Here is a 19,701-nt window from a genome sequence, read left to right as displayed (position 1 = left end):
ATAACCGAATACGCAATTATTGGAACTACAAGTGTTTTCAGGAGATTTCCGGCAATAAATATTGAGGTTGGTCCATCAGCACCGCCAATTATACCTATTGAAGAGCTGATTTCTTTCTCATCTACAGGTGGTTTGGATATATCTGCTCCGTCATCCGGAATAATGTCATCTGCATCCTCATCATTTCCGTCAAAAATAATACTTTCACCTGATCGTACAGTTTTGGTATCTCCATCGAATGAAAACTCGGTGATTTGTCCGTCGCTGTTCACAAAGGCTTTGATTGCTGCTGCATCCATTTGCTTCCATATGCTTGGGTTATCAGGTAAGGTTATCGATAAATTTTTATAGTCAAGGCTATCCACCTTATAAGCTCCCCAAGCATTCTTAAAACCCTTTCCGGACTTAATAACAGATATAAGCACATAATCTCCCAGTGAAGGGCTGGCTTTACTGCTATCATAATCATCATAGAACAATCCATACTTAAATGGCGATATTATTTCCGCTTCAGTCAGTTTCAACTGCTTTTTGGATTGGTTTACGTTAAGATCTTTGGCGCTTATGATATTTTTTTCTACCCGAACTTTTATACTATCTTCCTCTATACTTACTATCTCACCGATAATCAATGCATCATGATCATTGTGCATGAATCGGTATAAAGCATCAGCTGCATATACACCGGAAGCCAGCAATAAGAGCATGAGTATAATTAAGATAAACCAGCATCTTTTAGTTTTCATGAGCATCATACCTCCTGTAAATCTCCAAGTATGTCAAGATTAACTCTAATCATTTTGAAGTCCTCACTCCGATAATATTCTTTTCCCAGATATCACCTAATGTATATTCCTCCATCCACGTTTCAATGCAGCTTGGGCTGCTGCTGTAATGTGATAAGAGCTATCATACGGAGAGTCCCGTAAGATAGTTGATTTACATCACATATCATTCGAATAATTTCGTTATATCATAAAAGGTAGTGTTTATCATGCATGCTTCACGATAGATATTCTCTAATTTTCCCATAAATCCTCTATTAATTCCTAACAATATATCAAAATTGCTGATAATGTCTGTCCTCCGCTTCCCTCCGGTGTATCCCCATAATATATTAAAAAGCTCTTTCTTTTTTCTTTTCTTTCCATGCAATTAATGTACTATTTAATAAATCTATCCATGATATTATCCGCACATTGTAATGCTATTTACTAATTTAACCTCTTGTGCTAGGTAATTTGATTTCAACTAAAGGAATATTATACCAATGGATGAGGATATAAAATCCCTGATAGATAGTACCTATGTGGATTAATTATCCAAATACTAACTCTTTGATTCTTGAATATACCTCACGACCCATAAGCTTATTGATGTAGTAACAAAGATTATACGCCAACAACTTGGTTTTAATCCTTGCCTGTAACCCCCAGTATGACTTTGCAAGCACTCTTTCAATGTTGAGTTGGCAAGCAAGCTGGGATGCTGATGTTTCAATCCTTCTCCTTAGTCTAAAGATGGTTTGCCTCAATACTTTGGGGAATTGAATTTTACTGTTGCTCCTTTTTAAAGGTAAGATGTCAATGTCTCTTTCAGCCTTTAAAGCTTCTGCAAAATCATCACCCATATAGCCTTTGTCACCAAACATAGTAATTCGACTATAGCTACTCGTTAAATCCCAAGCTACTGTTCTGTCATCTATGTTTGCTGGAGTGATTACGGCATCAGTTATGAAACCATCTATAGTTGCAAGCATGTGCAGCTTATACCCCAAGTATGTTTCCTTTTTGGAGGCACATTTACCATAAGCAGCGCCAAATCCTTTAAATGTCTTATGAAAATGCGCTCTTCCAAACTTGCATACTGGGATAGGTATACTGTCGATAATTCTATATAGCTGGTAAATATGTTCTGTAAGTGAAGAAATCTCTTTTCGAATTTCTTCTATGACTGCATGAAGGTTTCTTCGGGTTCGATTGAATCTAGATCTACTGCAGAGCCTTGGAAACAAGTCTCGCATATTCTTCTGACAGAAACCAAACCAGGCATTTTCAGAATCAATAGTTAGTAACTCAGCAACAATACTTAAGGTAATTATTTCACTATCACTCATCTTAGAATTATTGATATTACAACGTTTTTTAATATGTGTTGGAGTAACACTTTGGTAAATATCGTCAATTATGACATAGGCGACAGTTACAAAGTCTTTTAAATCTCCAATTTTTTTGATAGAATAAGTTCTATCAAGCTCCAGCATATATGTGACCCCCTATCAATGGATTGGTGTTTTTTGATAGGTTAACATAATATGTTGAAGTTTTTCATTCGAAATTTTTGGTAAATTAAAACCTAGCACAACGAGTTAATTTAAATTTGACTTTCGTGCACACCATCATAAATTAAGTATGCATGAAAGCCAAATTATTCTACATCTCTAATGCCATATATTTTATTGATCCACTCAAAAAAACGCCTTCATTTTCTCATATATTTTATCATTCATATAAAATCATTCTTCCATTCCGTGAGAATAAAAAAACCCGTGAAGCTACACAAGATTTCTCTTATGTACACTCCACGGGTAAAACCAAACATTATTTTATTTGAATTAGTCCAAGCCTAATCCCCTAATCCTACACAAACTTGCATCCCATATATATGTTTATCAAATCCCTGAGTATAGAGGCTGCAGCGGGTGTTACTCCGGATGCTCCACCTATGATCGTCAGGTCGCCTAAGGTATCAGAGGTGTATCTTACTGCCTTATTCTTTCCATCCACTCCATACAAAGGATTATCAGGATTTATTTTTTCAAGCCTTACTGACATTTCCAGCTTATCTTCTTTTCTTATAGTTTTTCCCACCAGCTTATATTTTTGTCCCTTTTCAGCCGCTTCTCGAATATCGGAGACCTTTATGGAGGTGATGCCTTCCACTTCTATATCATCCAAGGTCTTCTCCTCATTCATAAGCACATTTGTCAGGATCAGAAGCTTTGTAGCAGTATCCCAGCCTTCCACATCCAGGGTGGGGTCTGTTTCAGCAATGCCTGCCTGTTGGGCCTTTTTCAAGGCTTCCTGGTATTCTGCTCCTGTGCTTTCCATCTCATTGAGGATAAAGTTAGTGGTCCCGTTTAATACACCTTCAATGGATAGGATATTTGAGCCCGCCATATCAATAATTCCGGCATTTATAGTTGGAAGTGCTCCGCCGGAGGTGCATCCTATGCCAAGCTGAACATTATTCTTTCTGGCGATTTCCTTCAGCTTTTTATACCCAAGCAAGATTGGACCCTTATTTGAGGTTACAACATGAAAGCCATTTTCCAGAGATTTTATTATATGAGTCATTCCTGGCTCTCCTGTTTCTTTATTCGTTGGGGTCATTTCGATTACAACATCTACATCCTTATTGGCAAGCATACTATCAAATGTTATTTCCGGAGAACCTCCGATAGGATATTTGGTTATATCTCTATTCTTTTCGGAAAAATCTGCGAGCTTTTCAATATCTATGCCCTCAGGATCATATATCCCTCCCATATAGTCAATGACATAGTTTACTTGAGGGTTTATTTCCTTCAGTTCATCCTTTTTATCTTTTAACAATCGGAGGAAAGCCCTTCCTACTCCTCCAAATCCAATAATAGCTATTCTCATCGCTTTTCTCCTCATATCCTATCTTCCTATAATGCGCCATAGGTCTTTAAGACTTCTTCTACAACCTTCTTGTTATCTTCAGATAGCGGCAATAGCGGTCTTCTTGGATATCCGCCTCCATAGCCAAGCAAGTCAAGAGCATATTTTAAAGCCGGTACTCCAAATCTTCCTGTTACAGTGAAATTGGGCTCAAGAAGTCTCTTTTGAAGCTCCCTGGCTTCATCCATCTTTCCTTCTTTAAACAAGGAAACCAATTTGCAGCATTCATCAGGCAAGATATTGGCCAATGCCAAAGTGGCTCCCCTGGCACCTACAGCCAATGCCGGTAATAAATATCCTGCATTTCCTGCAAAAACAGCAAAGTCATCATCAGTATCTCTTACGATTTCCGATAATTGAACTATATTGCCTGAAGTATCCTTTATGCCCACTATGTTAGGATGCTTTGACAATCTCGCTACCAGGCCGGAGCTTAGATTAATGCCGGTATTTCCCGGCATATTGTATATCATGACAGGAACTTTTACTTCATCGGCTACATTTGTATAATGCTTATATAAGACCTCTTCCTTCATGCCGCCTTTGAAATAATTCGGAGGCAGTATAAGCACTGCATCTGCTCCCAAATCCGCCATCTTATTGCTTAAGCTTATAGTTCCCCTGGTAGATTCGCAGGTGCTTCCTACAATTATTTTTTTCTCCTTAGTAAAATTCTCTATCGTAAACTTCACTAATTTTAATTTTTCATCCTCTGTCAAATAAACAAACTCACCATTGGAGCCTAATACTACTATACCGTCCAAATCAGTTTTGCCCCATTTATCCAAATTGAGTTTCATTTTGCCATAATCTATTTCTTCATTTTCATCAAAGGGTGTTACTACCGGTGTGTAGATTCCTTTAAACACTGTACATCCTCCTCTATTTTTTATTTTTAGCCAGAATTAAGAAGCTAATATTGTATAGCTTCTTAATCCTGAAGATTTGTGTTTCCTCTAAGTTCCCATATGGAATGGATTTCTTAGCTTCTGTAATGCAGCCAAAATACTTAAGCAAGCTTGATATGTTGTCTTGGGATTTGAAGCAACAGGAACATTTTCAAAGGTTATCCTATATTTCCCTGCTTTGCCCTCAACATAGATTTCATGTGTATTGTATTCTACATTGGAATCGGCAAAAATACGGATGATCGTCTTTTCAAATCCTATTCCTGCCATACTTAAGGCAGCAGCGATGTTTATATTCTGCGGGAATATCTTTACACAATCTCTTGCCGGCCCTTCATATAATAAGTATGGCTCTTTCATATTGTCTAAATCTAAGTTCATTGCATCTACATAGGGTATATTCTTCCAAGCCTCCGGAGGTTTGCGGGTTGTCATTGTAACCTTATCTACACCGAATATTACTGCAGCTTGAAGGGCGTCTAAAGAGCCGATTCCGCCTGAGGCTACATGAAGTATGCTTCCGCCTTCCGTAGCAGCGGCTATCAATCTTTCCAGCAAATCTCCGTCTACGAAGGCTCCAAGGCTAAGGGGCACCAGGTCTATGCCTGCCCTCAATATTTTCTCGCCGACGGCTTCCAAAGCCTCCTGGGAAGCCACTTCTACTACCGCATCCAGGTCATAGTTGAAAAGCTCTTCCGTATCTGTTATCCAGGGAAGTCCGTATTCAGCAACCTTATCTCTTCCCTTTGAATGCTCCGAACGGCCGCATACTACTACGATTTCGGCATTGCCAACCTTGCCTGCCATAACATTGTCCAGTACAAAGCCTCCTATAGTACCGGCGCCTATTAAGCCTACTCTTCTTTTCTTAGTCACTAGGCTTCCTCCTTTAAAATTATTCTTAGCTATATGAGAAATTAATTTGCAGGAACTTCAATTCCCTTTTCTTTATAATACTTAATTGCTCCCGGATGATAAGGAACTCCGCCTATGTTTTTAACATTGTCCAATGTAATATATTTTGCAACTGAGTGAACGTCTTTTAAGTTTTCTCCATTTTCAAATATTGCTTTGACTACATTATAAACTGCATCTTCAGAAAGATCCGGCTGGCATACCAAAGTGATCCAAACTGCAAATGTGGGTATATCTGCATCTAATGATTTATAGGCATCCTTTTCTATGACAGCTTCTACATAATATGGCTCGGCTGTAAATTTCCCGATTTCTTCAGAAGTCAATGGTATAAATTTAACCGGATGCGTTGTTTCCAGGTCTACTATCCAAGGTGCAGGTGCTGCTGTATTAACTATTGCCGCATCAATGGAACCATCTCTGAATGCATCTGTAGTCTCGCCAAATGACAGGTATTGAGGTAGTATGTCTTCCATAGATAATCCCAGAGTCTTTAATATCACTTCATTGGTTGCCAATATTCCGCTTCCCGGCGAGCCTACGGAAACCTTTTTGCCTTTCAAATCTTGAAAGCTGTTTATCGGCGAATCTTTTAATGTAACAATCTGAACAACATTGGGATACATGGGCAGAACAGCTGTTACACCAACAGGCTTATCAAATTGTTTTTGCCCGGCCAATGCATTTTGAGCTACATCAACCTGAGTTACTCCCATTTCTATTTTCTTATCACCAATCAGCTTAAGGTTTTCTACAGAGCCGCCTGTCACTTCTGCAACAGAGTTTATTCCTAATTTCTTATTGATGACATCAGAAAAACCTGCTGCCATTATATAAAATGTTCCGGATGTGCCGGCTCCTCCAATTGAAATCTGTTTAATTTCCAATTTCCCTGAATCCCCATTTGCAGGGGCTTCTGCTTTTTGAGCACAACCCATTAAACTTGCTGCTATTAAGACTAAAACCAAAGACATTAAAAGCTTCCGACGAATTTTCATAATACTCCTCCTCATAATACACTTTTGTTTGTGTGGATATTTTATTATATTTGCTTTACTGTGCCTTAAGTGTTTCCTGCGGCTTTTTCTTTCTCTGCATAATTAATACCACTGCCAGTCCGGCTAATCCCAAATAGTTTGTCAACGCAGCAGGATCGATTAACAGGAATCCCGAAGCTATCAGCAAAATTCTTTCAACTGCGTTTGCTTCTGCAAGGAACCAGCCTGATAAGCCTGAGCCCAATAAAATCGCTCCCAGCATTGCAGTAATACCTGTAACAGCTATAGTAAGCGGGCTTCCGATCCATAATAATGAAGGGTTGTATACGAACATAAAAGGCACTATGAAAGCAGATATCCCAAGAGTTAAAGCATGGAAGGCCGTCTTCCAGTAATCCGACTCCGCTATGCTTGTGGCGGCATAGACCGCCAGGGCCACAGGCGGCGTTATCATGGATATGCATCCAAAATAGAATACAAACATATGGGCCGCTAATGGTTCGACTCCGAGCCTGATCAATGCCGGTGCTCCCAATACGGCCAATATCAAATAGCATGGTGTAGTAGGCAGGCCCATTCCCATCAGTAAGCTGGCAAGCATCAACAGTAAGAGAATGAGCAAAACATTCTGTCCCGCCATGGAAAGCATCAAATTAGAGAATTTGAGACCAATACCTGTTAAATTAATCATGGCAACAATGATTCCTGCACAAGCTGTAGAAGAAATTACAACAACTGATGTTTTGGCAGCATCTTCAAAAGCAGCTATTAATTCTTTTATTCTCATGCCCGAAAACACAGCCGCTATTAATAGTGTGGCTATTACAGTATATATGGAAGCCTTCATGGCGGACATTTGTACAAAAACCAGCAGCACGATCAACAGCAGTATTGGTACCAGCAGGATTCCCTTTGATTTAATCATTTCCTTGATGCTGGGCAAATAGCTTGTATCTATACCAGTCAATCCGCTTCGCTTGGCCCTGAAATGAACCATTGCAAAGACCGAACCATAATATATCAGGGCAGGGATCAAAGCTCCAAGCGCCACTTTGTAATATGGGATTCCTAAAATTTCCGCCATTATAAAAGCAGCGGCTCCCATCATCGGCGGCATTATCTGCCCTCCGGTAGATGCTACGGCTTCTACGGCTCCTGCGAATTCCGGCTTGTAGCCGGTAGATTTCATTAATGGAATTGTTATGACTCCTGTGCCGACAACATTAGCTACGGCACTACCGGATATGCTTCCAAACAAGGAGCTTGAAACTACTGCGGCTTTGGCCGGCCCTCCCGTTCCTTTTCCAACTCCCTTAATTGCCAAATCGATATAAAACTTGCCTATATCAGTTACTGATAATATGGAGCCGAACAAAACAAATATAAATATATAGTTTGCCGATACTCCTAAGGAGACTCCAAATATTCCTTCAGTACTCAATGAAACTTGTGTGATTATACGCTCCAGGTCATATCCTCTATGCCAAAGCATTCCAGGCAAATAAGGACCAAGCATGGCATATAATAAGAATACTACTGCAATTCCCGGAAGAATACCTCCTACATTTCTCCTTGCAAACTCCAAGGTTAATAGCATCAATAGAACTCCGATGACCATATCACTGGTATTCGGCTGTGAAAATCTTTGAACAATGCCATTAAAATCCCAGATAAAAAATGCTACTGAAACTAAGCTCACTGCAGCCAGCAACATATTTATGGATTTCTTTACCTTGCCGGTAGCTTTTTCCGATTGCAGCATGAATGTAATCAACATTCCGAAGCAAAGATGTATGCTTCTTTGCCATAGTGCTGTAAGTACGCCGAACAGAGCAGTATAGATATGGAATGCAGACATCAGAATACTTACAATGATCAGTAAAGAATATTTGGACCCTTTTTGTTCTTTTTCCACTATTTTTACCTCCCTTCATCCCTTCCCTTTTTGTTCTTTTATGTCATCGTATATTGTCCTTTATTTATAGATTCAGGCTTTTAACCACATCTTTCAGCTCATGTAAAAATACCGTTACGTCATTTTTTGATACATAGCCCATGGTGCCCACCCTGAATACATCCTCTGTCAACGGAGGCATTCCTCCTCCTACAATGACATCTCTTTTTGCTAATTCACTGATAAAATATTTAGATTTTCCGGGCACATGCACTGCAGTTAAAGTGGGTGAAGCAAATTTCTCATCCTTAGCAAGTAAATTCAAGCCTGTTTCCTTTATGCCTTCCAATAGCAGTTCGGTGTTATTTTTATTCCTTATATAAATGTTTTCCAGACCCTCTTCAAAGATCATCTTTAAAGCTTCGTCAACTGCGAATAACGTATATACTCCAGGTGTTGTCAGAGTTTGGTGAATCTCATTGAATTTCCTGGCTATCTTAAAATCGAAATAGTACTTGGGAAAGCTTGAGCATTCTACTTTGCTCCAGGCCTTTTCACTAAGTGCAACAAATGCTAAGCCTGCCGGAGACATCAATGCTTTTTGAGAGCTTGTCAGCACCACATCTATATTCCATTCACCCATTCTGATTTCAAGTCCGCCCAGCCCGCTGACAGAATCTGCTACTAACAGCGCATTTGTATCCTTTAAAGCTTTTCCAAAGGCTTCTATATCATTATATATACCTGTAGAGCTTTCATTGTGAACTACAAATACGCCCTTGGTCGAGCTTGTTACTTCTTTCATCACTATTTCCACATCGGCAGTCCTGCCATATTCAAACATCACTCGTTTTACTTTCAGGCCATAAATTTCAGCCATCTGAGCATATTGCTCGCTGAACTTGCCTATGACCGGAACCACTATTTCATCTCCGGGAGAAAAACAGTTGAGAATGACTGCTTCCATCGCTCCGGTCCCGGATGAGGTCAATATCAATACTTCATTCTCTGTATTTAAAACTCTTTTTAAATTTGTTGTTACTCTTTCATGGACGGCAGAATATTCCTTGGATCGGTGAGATATGGATATATGATTCATAGCTCTCAGAACTCTGTCAGGTATAGCTGTCGGTCCAATCATCATTTGAATCGGCTTTTTAATTGATACCACTCCCTATCAATAAATTTCTTGAACATTTTATGATAATCATTTTACAAAACATAAAAACCCATTATTTATAATTAAATATTAACTTTTCTAATATATGGGTTTATTCATTACATGCTCCATCAATTTAGGCTAAATGTACATTTATAGCATGATTAAACATTGTTTGTTATTTATTTATCACTATATCATAATAGGAATTATTTGAAAAATGAATCATTTTGCTATATAATATCTATTGCATAGATATTTCCGGAGGTGGGTTATGGATATACTAAATATCAAAACATTTCTTACTATAGTTGAAACTCAGAGCTTGTCAAAGGCATCGGAAAAATTATTTGTATCACAATCCACAATAAGCGCTCGTTTAAACTCCCTGGAAAAAGAATTGAATACCACATTGTTAAAAAGGCAGCCAGGCAAGAAATTAGTGGAATTGACCCCAAAGGGGGAAGAATTCATAATGATCGCTAAGCGCTGGACGGCTTTAGAGAAGGATACTCACACATGGATAAGCAAAGAGCCTCCTCTTAGATTGAATATCGGAGCTGTAGACAGCATAAATATTTATGTATTATCAGCTCTGTTAAATCAAATGATGAGCAATGGGACGCCGCTTACAATGGATATAAGCTCTCATTCATCCATTCAGGTATTTGATTTGTTGGAATCATATGATATTGATATAGGCCTGACTTCACGCTTGATCAGAAGCAACAGCCTATTAGGCGAGCCGGTATTCAGCGAAGGAATGGTTTTAGTAAGCAGTTCTGCCAATTCACATTATAAGGATAAAGTTCACCCCCAGGATTTGGATGTAAAGAATGAAATTTTCTCAGACTGGGGGCCAAACTTTCAGGTATGGCATGATTATTGGTGGGACCCTGCAGAGCCCAAAAAAATTACTGTAGATACCGCCGGGCTTATACTTCAGTTTATAAACATACCCAACACTTGGGCAATAGTCCCGACAAACATAGCTCATGCTTTTAAGAACAGACAGCCTGTCAATATATCAGAGCTGCTGGTGCCTCCCGATGAACGCATCTATTATAAAGTAGTTCATAGGCATCCAAAGCCCAGCAGTATTAAAGCTTTAAAAATATTTCAGGAGCTTTTGGAGGAATTTATCAGAGATCATCCTTATCTAAAGGTAGCGAAATAGAACCAACCCTGCAAATGCCCTGCAGGGTTGGTGTAGAATAATTATTACCTTTCATGTATTTCTATAGCTCTTTTAAATATTTCTGTTTCTATTTTTATTTGAGTCATCTTACCTATATTTCTTTACTATATTTAATATATCTTTGCCATACTTTTGGCATTTGATCTCGCCAAAACTAATATAAGACAAGTAGCTTCATAGCACAAGCAATGTTTACTTAAAATGCAAATCACTATCTATCCAAGGTAAACATTCTCATTATACCATCCCAAATAATATGGGTCAGGAAGCTGGTCTTTCCTCTCCGGTAAAATGACCAATTTATGACCATGATAAGCATAATATTCTTTTCCATAGCGGTTTAAAGGTAAATCTTCATTGACAACTGACTGCTTAAAAGCTTGCAGTCGAAGCTTATCCTGGATCTTTTCATATAAAAATAAGCCATTGGATTCAGCAGTATCGTAAGTTTTGCCTTGTACGATATTATGGCTCCAATCTGGCTTAATCCCCTTGCTTCTCTAATAACCTTTATTTTTAATCCAATAGGAATATCTTTTGGATTGCTTCTTAGGTCGTTGCATGGAAAATCCGAGCCTGTGTACCAGATCGTATAAGCTTGCAACTGCATAGTTAACATGGAATTCACGGTTTATCCATTTTTTCAGAAGGGACATTGTCCAATTACTCTTATTAAATCCATAATCTCTCGGTGATTGTTTTAATGCCTCTGTTACCTCGAATAGTTGTTCATCGGTTAATTTACATTCAGCGCCTTTTGGACTCATTGATATTATGATAATACAGTTACGAGAATTACTCATTGGTAATAAAAAGTAATAAGCTAATTTTAATCATGTTTTATATAGTATTGAAGAATTTTTAGGAAGGTTTAGGAAAGTGCATGTGAGTATATATAAATTATGATGTCTATTTATTCGCGCATTCTACTTTTTCGGAGCTTTCCCTGGCACTTATTTTCAGATAATTCATTTTGAGTGGCTACAGCTGCTTAGAATTGTGATTATCCGTTATAACTTATATAATGATATCATAATTAATTTCTGCTTTTTAAATTGATATAGATGGGTTGTTATGGATTATATATCTGTCAAGGAAGCTGCACAAAAATGGGGTATCACTGAGCGCAGAATACAAAAGCTGTGTGTAGAAAACCTCATCAAGGGCGTAATCCGTTTAAACAAGGTATGGGCAATCCCTAAGGCAGATAAACCTAAAGCTGCCAGATTTGTATCGGGGCACACTGACTTTAAAATATGTTCAGGGATTTTCCAACAAAGAGATTGCCGGTATGCTGGGTATCAGCGAGGCTAATGTGCGAAAAAGACTGTTGGCCGGGATTGTCGCCGTTTTGATATTGCTATCTGCTACTGCTATGGCCGTACCGCCCGTACGGTCAAAAATCTTTGAATTTGTTCATGAAGTATATGAGCAATTCACTCATATTTTCTTTAACGGCTCGGAAAATACTGCAGATGATACGGCTTTTCGCCAATCCGTACCAACCTACATCCCGGAAGGATTTAAGCTCGTGGATGAGGACTTGGATGGTATTGTTTTACTTGTTTATGATAAAGGAACTGACAATATATCCTACGAGCAGATACGCATCAGGGATGTTTCCGCCCATATAAATACGGAAGGAGTAAAGCTGGAAGAACTGGAGTTTCAAGGGTTTCCTGCAAAATATTATTCCCTGTGCTGGTAGATTTTGAAAAAATTTTTTCATTTCACAAAAGTACTAGTTAATTTGTCTTAATATATAGAAAGGTAAATTATAGGGGGTGATTCCGATGACTTTTATCATTTCAAGGCAATGAAATTAATGCCAATAGTCATTATAACAAAACTAAAATTTATACCAAGGGAGGAAAAGCTATGTTAAAAAATTTATGGGTAAAGAGAGGGCTAAAAGTAATTTGCGTAATTATTGTATTAGTGGCAGTACTTCATAGTATTTCATTCGCAGGTAACGATGTTACAAATGTTAACACAGAGGATTCAATAAAACAAACTATAGAAAGCTATATAGCAGCTCAGCTTGAAAGTGTAAAATACCATGATGCTGACAAAATGAACATATTAAACGACCTTATTGATCATGAAACTGAGATGGGAAAAAAGACTGCCAGAGCTATGTTTCACAATGTTTATGGAGTGGTTTTGGAGGTACTGATACCAGTACAATCACATATCCAATGACTAATGATTGGTATTGCAATACATCGAAATCGTCTGCTAAATGGACAAGCGCAAGTGCCTTTAAATCCTATATAATAAGTAATGAAAAAAGTAGCAAATACGGAATACATGGCAAGTCGTACGCAGCACCAGACATAACCGCTATCGGAGATTATGTTTATATGCCAGGCCACGTAATGTTTATAACTAAAGTAGATGACACAAATGGAAATAATGCAACAGATTTCTCAGAAATATATATAAGTGCGCATACCAGCAACCGTTTAGACAAGAATCTAAAAGCCCTTTACTCTTGCTTTTGGAATGGCACTGATTGGAAATTATTTTTAGACTTTGACATAACCCTTCAACAAATTACATAATTATATGGAGCTATGAAGACTTATGATCAGTCTAATCCCATATGCTGAGAAACAGATCTACTTACTTCTGTGTGTTATAGACCAGCTAATTAAAGTCAACAATTATTTTTGAAAACTTTAATTCTATTTTTGGGTATGACAAAAAAATCATTAAAAAACACAAACAATGATAAGAAAGAAATACAGAAGGAGCCTGCTAAGCTACTTGCTTGTTGGCGTTCTTCAAGAACATTTCCTGGTGTATTTTAGGGTCTCTCACTTGATACTCTTGCTGGTCTCTTAAAATCGCAAATAGATATTTGATAAGCTTATGCATAATAGCAACTAAAGCAACCTTTGCTTTCTTTCCTTTGAGGTTTTCTTGGTAGTATTTAAGCAGGATTTGATTCATGGCTTCTCCATTACGTTTAGTTCTGATAGAGGCCAATGCGGCAGCGTAAAGAGCTCTTCTACCAAGCCTTGTACCACGTTTGGACATTTTGACGCTATCACCTTTAAAATTACCTGATTCATTAACAGCAGGATCAACTCCAAAGAAAGCTACAAGTTGCTTAGGAGAGACGAATTTATCGATGCTGCCAATCTCAGCTAATATCGTAATAGCTGTAATATATCCGATGCCTGGTATAGACATTAACAAGTATATATTCTTAGATAGGGCAGCAGGCATTTCGTCACTTTTGATGAAAGATTGTATCTCTATAAGAAGCTTTGCAGCTTCGGCATCAATGGCTTCAAAAAGTGATATACAAGTAGTAATGGATATTGATAACCTTGATGATGAAAGACTAACAAGCTGAGCGTTTTCAGCACAATCTATAAGCTTAGAATATCTCTTTTCAGCCCATTCAAGACCCTTTCTTGAATGAAGTAAAATATCTATGATATCTTGCTTTGGAGCTGAAAGAACTGCTTGTGGAGAAGGATACTTTTTCAATATGTTGATTGAGACATTCCCACAGATATCAGAAAATAGATTCTGGTATCCACTAAAAGATATGCACAAAGAACTATTAAGCTTTTTTTTAAAACTTGAGCGATCATCAACAAGCTTGTAGTAGTCACGTATTAATAATTTAAGAGTAAACATGTTGATATCTGAATCAGACGAAACCTTGATATCTTCATATTTGCCTAGCCTGGCGATAGATAATGCATCAAATCTATCATTTTTCACTTTCCTAATGCTCTTGTTTTTGCTAGAATTAGTAACAAGAGGATTAATAACGAGAACTTGAAACCCGTTATCCTTGAGAAAGTGGAAAAGAGTTAGATGGTACACGCCAGTGGACTCCATGAAGAATACAGGCTTCATGGCAAACTCTTCTTCCGCTTTTTTTATTTGCTCAATTAAGAAGTTGAAGCCTTCAGCAGTATGAACTATTTTAAAAGGCTTTCTATATTGACTACCATCAGGGCAAAGAACAGCGACAAAAGAGAATTCAGAAGCAACATCGATACCTACAACAAGACTATTTAAGTATTTTGGCATAACAAATATCTCCTTTTCTAAAAATTGAGATAGAGTAGAGATTCCACTTCTATCAATGAAGCTGCAACCTTGTTAGTGACACGGGTAATTCCTAAATAGGAAACCCAACCAGCTAAAACGCAGAACTCTCACTGATGGAATGATACGCTATTTAACGAGTATATGTAATTACTTACGACTCAGGAGGGAAACATCTATCTTCTCTATTCAGGAGATATTATACCATTGCGGATTAACTGGTTAACAGCTTCCGATAAACAAAATTGATAAAAACCAAATTAAGAAATGGGAAATTAAGAATTAGATTATGAGTTGTGAACATTAGATAATATATTTATTGAAATATTCGTAAATGGTTGACTGATTTATTATCAATGTTTATGACTACATTATACAAGGAGGGAACAATATGTACAAAAAAATAGTTATAGCAGCCCTATTAATCAGCTTGGCCTCGATCACACTATTTGCAGGATGCACAAATGTACCGGTACTTCCAGGTAAAAGTTCGCTTAGCCAGCAGAAAGCGGCAAATGTATCAAATACAGAAATGAAGCTGTCTGTTGAGGATATTAAGAAAAAATATGCGGGTAAGAACATTATAGCAATTACCAAATACAAGGATAACTATATTATTGTAGAAAGCAATGAGGGCATAGATGCCAGCACCTTTGAACTGTATAATCTGACCACAGGTGATAGGGATATACTTCCGACAGGTCCCAACTATGCAGAGCTTAAAGAAATTAGCAATGAAAACCATATTACTTTTATTGCAGATGGTAGGACCCATATTAATTCATTCAGGGACTTCCCCTTTGAAATCATCTGCAAAAGAGTACATGAGGTTTTGAACTATGATGGTGATTTTACTGCCGAGTACATTTCAAAATACTTCAGCTTAAGTGAAAAGACAGAGTTTGGAGATAGGGACGGAGAAATTTTATCCGATATTAGATCTACTTTAACGGGATTAGAAATTCTATTCAAACCCGCTAAAGGAAAAGAAGCTGAGTTTTTTGCCGGAGCAACTTCTGCTCCTAAAACCAGGACTTCATATAACAGCGATAATAACCAATTAGTTATAGAATTTCTTAATACAGGTTTAGAAAATATCAGTTTAGATTCAAGTAAAAATAACTATTATGTCAATTCTGTAGAGGCAAGAAAGGTTAACAGTGATACACAGGTGCTGGTTTCTCTAAAGGATACTGCCCGGTATTTTACGGCAAAATGCTGCAGAATACCGAACCCGAACAACGAACTGCCCTATATCAGATTTGAATTTTCATCAGAGAATTGAACCTCATAGGGTAGATGTCAGGTACGAGTATTTATCTGCAATCCACTCTCCAATGCTATAAAAACGGTTCATGGAAAGACATAGAAAGCTGGTCTGAATCCTCAACCTCATCGACAGCATCGATATCAGAAAAATATACAGTTTCAAAAGGAAAGTACAGAGTGGAAACATACTATTCAGTAAATGGAGCAGGCGGTACAGAATCAGGTACTATATACAGCAAAACAGTAACTTATTAAGACTACAAAGGAATCTTTCTTATGCAAATGTAAGGAAAGAGATAAACATATTATGGTACATATTAGATCACCTGATAGGTTTGTAGCAAAGTTTCAAGGATTACAAGTCCTTAAAAATAAATATTTATTGCAAGAAGCTTAAAATCATGAAAAGTACTAGTAAAAGCTTAACAGATAGATAAGCTGAGGCTATTTGGGGTGATATAAAAGAACAAATATTACATGAATATAGCGCCACTTATTCATTCGAGAATTTTCGGGGTAAGTTTGAAAATGAAAGGATAGAAGATGGCAAAACTCTAGTTGATATCAATATCTATCCCACAAGCTCTCGCTAATAAATCCATTCTTTTATCATTATACATAAAGTTAATAGAATTATCCATATAAGCTTTATCTAACTTATATTCCTTCAGAAGCCATTTTGGTAGACAATTATTATCTTTAGCCAGTCTATATATAAAACTTAACAAACTTTCGTCTTTATAAAGCAAACTCTTTCTTAATAACTTAATCATATCCTTACCCCCATTAAGTTTTGAGAGACTAACTACTATAGAGTCAGTCTCTCATTCTCAAACTTCATGAGTACTTTTTCAAACTATTTGAGAACTGACATCTGTACTGGGTTGTCAGTTCTCATAAAGTTTGAAAATATCTCCTCTCAAAATCCATTATTCCAGGGGGGTAATTCTCAAATAGTTTGAAATTAATTCTCAAAATGTATGAAAAAAACCGCCAAATTCTCAAATAGTTTGAAAATTTCTTCCATACTAAGTAATAGAACCTATTAATTACTCAACTCTCTATATTACAGTGAACTATAAAGAAATATGATATATATTCCTAGTTCACCCAAATCTCCTGAAATTTCTTTATTCTAAATGAGTTTTTACAAACGCATTTATTATCCATGTTTTTTCTCGCCCAGAATCTATAAGTATGGTTCAAAGGTACGTTTAGCATATCTACTCTATATTTATTCTCTTCCCAGCTATTCACTAATCCACACTGTTCTTTAATAAGTTCGCCCGCTAATAATGCCCCCGCCATAAGTGATACGAATGGAACAGTAATCGGCTTGTTATCACTTTTGTTCGCATTTCCATTAACTTCTACTTGTCCATAGAATCTACGCCTAACTATAGAAGATAAATCTGTCCCTATAAGCGCTTCGATACTCTCATGTGTTATTATTCCTTTTGATGCGAGGACGTCAAGGTCAGTTTTTTGTAGTAGAGACCTATTTTGTAGTAAAGTAGCTACTCTCTCTACATGTAACCCGGTAAATGCTGCTACTTGCTGATACCAATTTACGTTTGGAAGGCTTGAAATATATTCACAAGCAATACATGCCCGTCCATCTCCGAAACCATGCCTTGATATTGTTAAAGTAGTGTCACCTGTGCCAGCATTAATTGTCCTTTTAGCAAGACAATCAGCCACATCTATCCTTGCTTCTTCATTATCTAGAGCTGATATTGCCAATTTTATGCCTGCCATTGAATCCTTTCTATTTAGGTATGTTCTAACATCTCCAGATTTGCCAGAGTATGATGTAATCTGCAAGTTATTTATTCGTGTTTTGGTCTTTTCTTCTGCCCATTGTGCTTTAGAAACATTTCTAAATTTCTCAATATCAGACAATGTTAAGTACACATATCGCTGCATGTTTTCATGGTCTACTTTAACATCTCTATCGACCAAATCCAGATTACCAGATATATCTGGCATAAAACCTAAAGTATATAGCAACGCGCTACCTACTGAACCACAACCGAATAGGGTTACTTTGTCTAGTATTAAGTGGTTAACAGGAGTATTTACCCTGTTATTGTTATAAGTCAATGTATTAAACCATAAACATTCTTTTACCAAAGTAAACTCCTTTTTTATGAAGTCCTTATAAATATATTTGAAAACTTCACTAACACCCAGGCAAGCTGCAACTACAGCCCCTATTGGAGCATATGAATTTGACTTTTCTTGAATATTTGAAGGAGATGTTCCTATATAGGACAGCCAACCATCAGCATCAATATATATAGCTTTTCCATCGACCTTTTCATTCCCGAAAACAAGATATATTTCATTCTGCGGGCTTCCTTCAGTATACTCCCATTTGTAGCTTTCTTTTATAGTTTCTACTAGATAACTGCGTAAAGGTAAATTTGTTTTTAGATAGGTTGCAGGAATATCATCTACTTCAAGCCTTATATATGGAAACAATCTCGCTAACATGTTTACTGATGCTTCTAAAGATACTTGGCATGTATATTGTCTAGCATCTACCATATTTGATTTCACAACAACTGTAGTATCCCTATTAATACTATCAGCAAGACTTTCAGGTACTCCAATCTGTTCAAGAAATTTGATAACATCGTTCATAATAATTTCCTCCTCAAGAAATCTCAAAACGTACTTCAATTTCTTTTGCAGTTAATTCACGCCATCTGCCATTTTGATACTCTGATACTGAACAACTAGATAGATTATCGATACCATATCTAGCATAGTTTGGCACTACTATAGATATTGCACCCCCATGTTTCAAAGAAGGGTTTGCTTTGTCTGTATCTGACATATATGCCTTTCCTGGGTGTGAGTGCACTTTTATTGCTATATAATCACCATTTTTCAAACTTCTTGCCACTTCAAGATTAGCTGATTCAGGAACTGTTATGCTTACACCCAATATAGTTCTTCTAGGTATTTGCTTCGGTATTGCTGCTCTGTCAATCATAAGTATGTCTTTATTTTTATGCCCTATCCAGTATACCTTTCCTTCATAACACTTTAACCCTTGCTGCTGTAAAAAGCTTGTTGTTTGTGTAATAACATTTTTTGTGATTATTACTTTTTTAATATCATATCCTAACATTATAGATACCTCCTGTTGTACCCATATTAAGACTACCACTTTGTATTTTTCTCACCATTTCATCCAGGAAGTCTTTTATAGTAAAAGTATTCCTAAATTTGTCAAATACGTCTGTAAGATGTCCTAAATAAGTATGATAAGCAAGATTACCACTTCGGCATATAAACTTTGGTCCATACATTGTATGCCCGCTTACAATAGGTGAGTTGTCAGGCCACTTGGAATCTTCTAATCGCTCACCAGTTACAGGGTCAGCAAATTCAATTAATGGGGGCTCCAAATCAAAGTTATCCGCTTTTATAAGAAATACAGGCAAGTATGAACCTGCCTGTACACTTACAAGTGCCTTAAGATCGCTTAGTCTAATCACATTATACTTTGGGTCAGCCTCTAAAAATGCTATTTGGTTATGGAAGCATTTTTTTGAAAACTCCATATGCATA

General features: G+C 37.2%; 18 protein-coding genes and 2 pseudogenes. 6 read left to right on the top strand and 14 right to left on the bottom strand.

The window, feature by feature from the left end:
* Window positions 1-5: 5 nt before the first annotated feature.
* The 8 genes and pseudogenes from AC4HCY_RS07365 to AC4HCY_RS07330 form a co-directional block, all read right to left on the bottom strand.
* Window positions 6-107 (bottom strand): annotated as a pseudogene (locus tag AC4HCY_RS07365) (sodium ion-translocating decarboxylase subunit beta); the annotation flags it as partial.
* A 1,211-nt stretch (window positions 108-1,318) separates the two neighbouring features.
* On the bottom strand, window positions 1,319-2,263 hold the full coding sequence (locus AC4HCY_RS07360) for an IS982 family transposase (protein WP_491095731.1): 945 nt from the start codon (window positions 2,261-2,263) through the stop codon (window positions 1,319-1,321).
* 376 nt (window positions 2,264-2,639) lie between these two features.
* Window positions 2,640-3,680, bottom strand: a complete 1,041-nt coding sequence (locus AC4HCY_RS07355) for a homoserine dehydrogenase (protein WP_323431696.1) — start codon at window positions 3,678-3,680, stop codon at window positions 2,640-2,642.
* 11 nt (window positions 3,681-3,691) lie between these two features.
* Window positions 3,692-4,573, bottom strand: a complete 882-nt coding sequence (gene dapA / locus AC4HCY_RS07350; RefSeq protein ID WP_323431695.1) for a 4-hydroxy-tetrahydrodipicolinate synthase — start codon at window positions 4,571-4,573, stop codon at window positions 3,692-3,694.
* Window positions 4,574-4,660: 87 nt separating this feature from the next.
* Window positions 4,661-5,488 (bottom strand): aspartate dehydrogenase, encoded by an 828-nt coding sequence (locus AC4HCY_RS07345; RefSeq protein ID WP_491095730.1) that lies wholly within the window; start codon window positions 5,486-5,488, stop codon window positions 4,661-4,663.
* Window positions 5,489-5,529: 41 nt separating this feature from the next.
* Entirely contained in the window at window positions 5,530-6,525 is a 996-nt protein-coding gene (locus AC4HCY_RS07340) for a TAXI family TRAP transporter solute-binding subunit (RefSeq protein ID WP_491095729.1), read from the bottom strand.
* Between the two features lie 55 nt (window positions 6,526-6,580).
* Window positions 6,581-8,440, bottom strand: a complete 1,860-nt coding sequence (locus tag AC4HCY_RS07335) for a TRAP transporter permease (RefSeq protein ID WP_491095728.1) — start codon at window positions 8,438-8,440, stop codon at window positions 6,581-6,583.
* Window positions 8,441-8,504: 64 nt separating this feature from the next.
* Window positions 8,505-9,563, bottom strand: a complete 1,059-nt coding sequence (locus tag AC4HCY_RS07330; RefSeq protein WP_491095727.1) for a pyridoxal-phosphate-dependent aminotransferase family protein — start codon at window positions 9,561-9,563, stop codon at window positions 8,505-8,507.
* A 289-nt stretch (window positions 9,564-9,852) separates the two neighbouring features.
* Here AC4HCY_RS07330 and AC4HCY_RS07325 point away from each other — a divergent pair, with 289 nt between their 5' ends.
* Entirely contained in the window at window positions 9,853-10,755 is a 903-nt protein-coding gene (locus AC4HCY_RS07325) for a LysR family transcriptional regulator (protein ID WP_491095726.1), read from the top strand.
* 521 nt (window positions 10,756-11,276) lie between these two features.
* Here the strand turns inward: AC4HCY_RS07325 and AC4HCY_RS07320 are convergent.
* The gene (locus AC4HCY_RS07320) at window positions 11,277-11,543 is read right to left on the bottom strand and encodes a helix-turn-helix domain-containing protein (protein ID WP_491095725.1); all 267 of its coding nucleotides are present in this window, start codon (window positions 11,541-11,543) and stop codon (window positions 11,277-11,279) included.
* A gap of 307 nt (window positions 11,544-11,850) precedes the next feature.
* Between AC4HCY_RS07320 and AC4HCY_RS07315 the strand changes: the two genes are divergently transcribed.
* From AC4HCY_RS07315 to AC4HCY_RS07300, 4 genes and pseudogenes are all read left to right on the top strand, one after another.
* Complete coding sequence (locus tag AC4HCY_RS07315) at window positions 11,851-12,090, top strand: DNA-binding protein (protein WP_491096164.1); 240 nt, start codon at window positions 11,851-11,853, stop codon at window positions 12,088-12,090.
* Window positions 12,005-12,484: a sigma factor-like helix-turn-helix DNA-binding protein gene (locus AC4HCY_RS07310; protein ID WP_491095724.1), complete on the top strand. Its 480-nt coding sequence runs from the start codon at window positions 12,005-12,007 to the stop codon at window positions 12,482-12,484. The genes AC4HCY_RS07315 and AC4HCY_RS07310 overlap by 86 nt, the downstream gene beginning before the upstream one ends.
* A gap of 170 nt (window positions 12,485-12,654) precedes the next feature.
* Window positions 12,655-12,978, top strand: a complete 324-nt coding sequence (locus AC4HCY_RS07305; protein WP_491095723.1) for a hypothetical protein — start codon at window positions 12,655-12,657, stop codon at window positions 12,976-12,978.
* A pseudogene (locus AC4HCY_RS07300) lies at window positions 12,954-13,340 on the top strand (amidase domain-containing protein); the annotation flags it as partial. The gene AC4HCY_RS07305 and the pseudogene AC4HCY_RS07300, both read left to right, overlap by 25 nt.
* 196 nt (window positions 13,341-13,536) lie before the next feature.
* Here the strand turns inward: AC4HCY_RS07300 and AC4HCY_RS07295 are convergent.
* A complete protein-coding gene (locus AC4HCY_RS07295; RefSeq protein ID WP_491094688.1) occupies window positions 13,537-14,832 on the bottom strand; it encodes an IS110 family RNA-guided transposase in 1,296 nt (431 codons plus the stop codon).
* Window positions 14,833-15,241: 409 nt separating this feature from the next.
* Between AC4HCY_RS07295 and AC4HCY_RS07290 the strand changes: the two genes are divergently transcribed.
* Window positions 15,242-16,135: an AMIN domain-containing protein gene (locus tag AC4HCY_RS07290; protein WP_491095722.1), complete on the top strand. Its 894-nt coding sequence runs from the start codon at window positions 15,242-15,244 to the stop codon at window positions 16,133-16,135.
* Window positions 16,136-16,673: 538 nt separating this feature from the next.
* Here AC4HCY_RS07290 and AC4HCY_RS07285 read toward each other — a convergent pair.
* The 4 genes from AC4HCY_RS07285 to AC4HCY_RS07270 all read right to left on the bottom strand — a co-directional run bounded on the left by AC4HCY_RS07285 (window position 16,674) and on the right by AC4HCY_RS07270 (window position 19,700).
* Window positions 16,674-16,892 carry a hypothetical protein gene (locus AC4HCY_RS07285; protein ID WP_491095721.1) on the bottom strand — a complete coding sequence of 73 codons (219 nt, stop codon included), beginning with the start codon at window positions 16,890-16,892 and terminating at the stop codon, window positions 16,674-16,676.
* Between the two features lie 328 nt (window positions 16,893-17,220).
* A complete protein-coding gene (locus AC4HCY_RS07280; protein WP_491095720.1) occupies window positions 17,221-18,765 on the bottom strand; it encodes a ThiF family adenylyltransferase in 1,545 nt (514 codons plus the stop codon).
* A 13-nt stretch (window positions 18,766-18,778) separates the two neighbouring features.
* Entirely contained in the window at window positions 18,779-19,258 is a 480-nt protein-coding gene (locus tag AC4HCY_RS07275) for a hypothetical protein (protein ID WP_491095719.1), read from the bottom strand.
* A complete protein-coding gene (locus AC4HCY_RS07270; protein WP_491095718.1) occupies window positions 19,245-19,700 on the bottom strand; it encodes a hypothetical protein in 456 nt (151 codons plus the stop codon). Before AC4HCY_RS07270 ends, AC4HCY_RS07275 begins: the two co-directional genes overlap by 14 nt.
* Window position 19,701 lies beyond the last annotated feature (1 nt).

Source organism: Lutispora sp. QWL-02, assembly GCF_058315355.1.
This window is presented reverse-complemented; position numbering and strand designations above follow the sequence as displayed.

Coding starts and splice junctions, on each gene's coding strand:
- AC4HCY_RS07360 (WP_491095731.1), bottom strand. CDS start 2,263: ATGCTGGAGCTTGATAGAACTTATTCTATCAAAAAAATTGGAGATTTA.
- AC4HCY_RS07355 (WP_323431696.1), bottom strand. CDS start 3,680: ATGAGGAGAAAAGCGATGAGAATAGCTATTATTGGATTTGGAGGAGTA.
- AC4HCY_RS07340 (WP_491095729.1), bottom strand. CDS start 6,525: ATGAAAATTCGTCGGAAGCTTTTAATGTCTTTGGTTTTAGTCTTAATA.
- AC4HCY_RS07330 (WP_491095727.1), bottom strand. CDS start 9,563: ATGATGATTGGACCGACAGCTATACCTGACAGAGTTCTGAGAGCTATG.
- AC4HCY_RS07325 (WP_491095726.1), top strand. CDS start 9,853: ATGGATATACTAAATATCAAAACATTTCTTACTATAGTTGAAACTCAG.
- AC4HCY_RS07320 (WP_491095725.1), bottom strand. CDS start 11,543: ATGAGTCCAAAAGGCGCTGAATGTAAATTAACCGATGAACAACTATTC.
- AC4HCY_RS07315 (WP_491096164.1), top strand. CDS start 11,851: ATGGATTATATATCTGTCAAGGAAGCTGCACAAAAATGGGGTATCACT.
- AC4HCY_RS07305 (WP_491095723.1), top strand. CDS start 12,655: ATGTTAAAAAATTTATGGGTAAAGAGAGGGCTAAAAGTAATTTGCGTA.
- AC4HCY_RS07295 (WP_491094688.1), bottom strand. CDS start 14,832: ATGCCAAAATACTTAAATAGTCTTGTTGTAGGTATCGATGTTGCTTCT.
- AC4HCY_RS07290 (WP_491095722.1), top strand. CDS start 15,242: ATGTACAAAAAAATAGTTATAGCAGCCCTATTAATCAGCTTGGCCTCG.
- AC4HCY_RS07285 (WP_491095721.1), bottom strand. CDS start 16,892: ATGATTAAGTTATTAAGAAAGAGTTTGCTTTATAAAGACGAAAGTTTG.
- AC4HCY_RS07280 (WP_491095720.1), bottom strand. CDS start 18,765: ATGAACGATGTTATCAAATTTCTTGAACAGATTGGAGTACCTGAAAGT.
- AC4HCY_RS07275 (WP_491095719.1), bottom strand. CDS start 19,258: ATGTTAGGATATGATATTAAAAAAGTAATAATCACAAAAAATGTTATT.
- AC4HCY_RS07270 (WP_491095718.1), bottom strand. CDS start 19,700: ATGCATATGGAGTTTTCAAAAAAATGCTTCCATAACCAAATAGCATTT.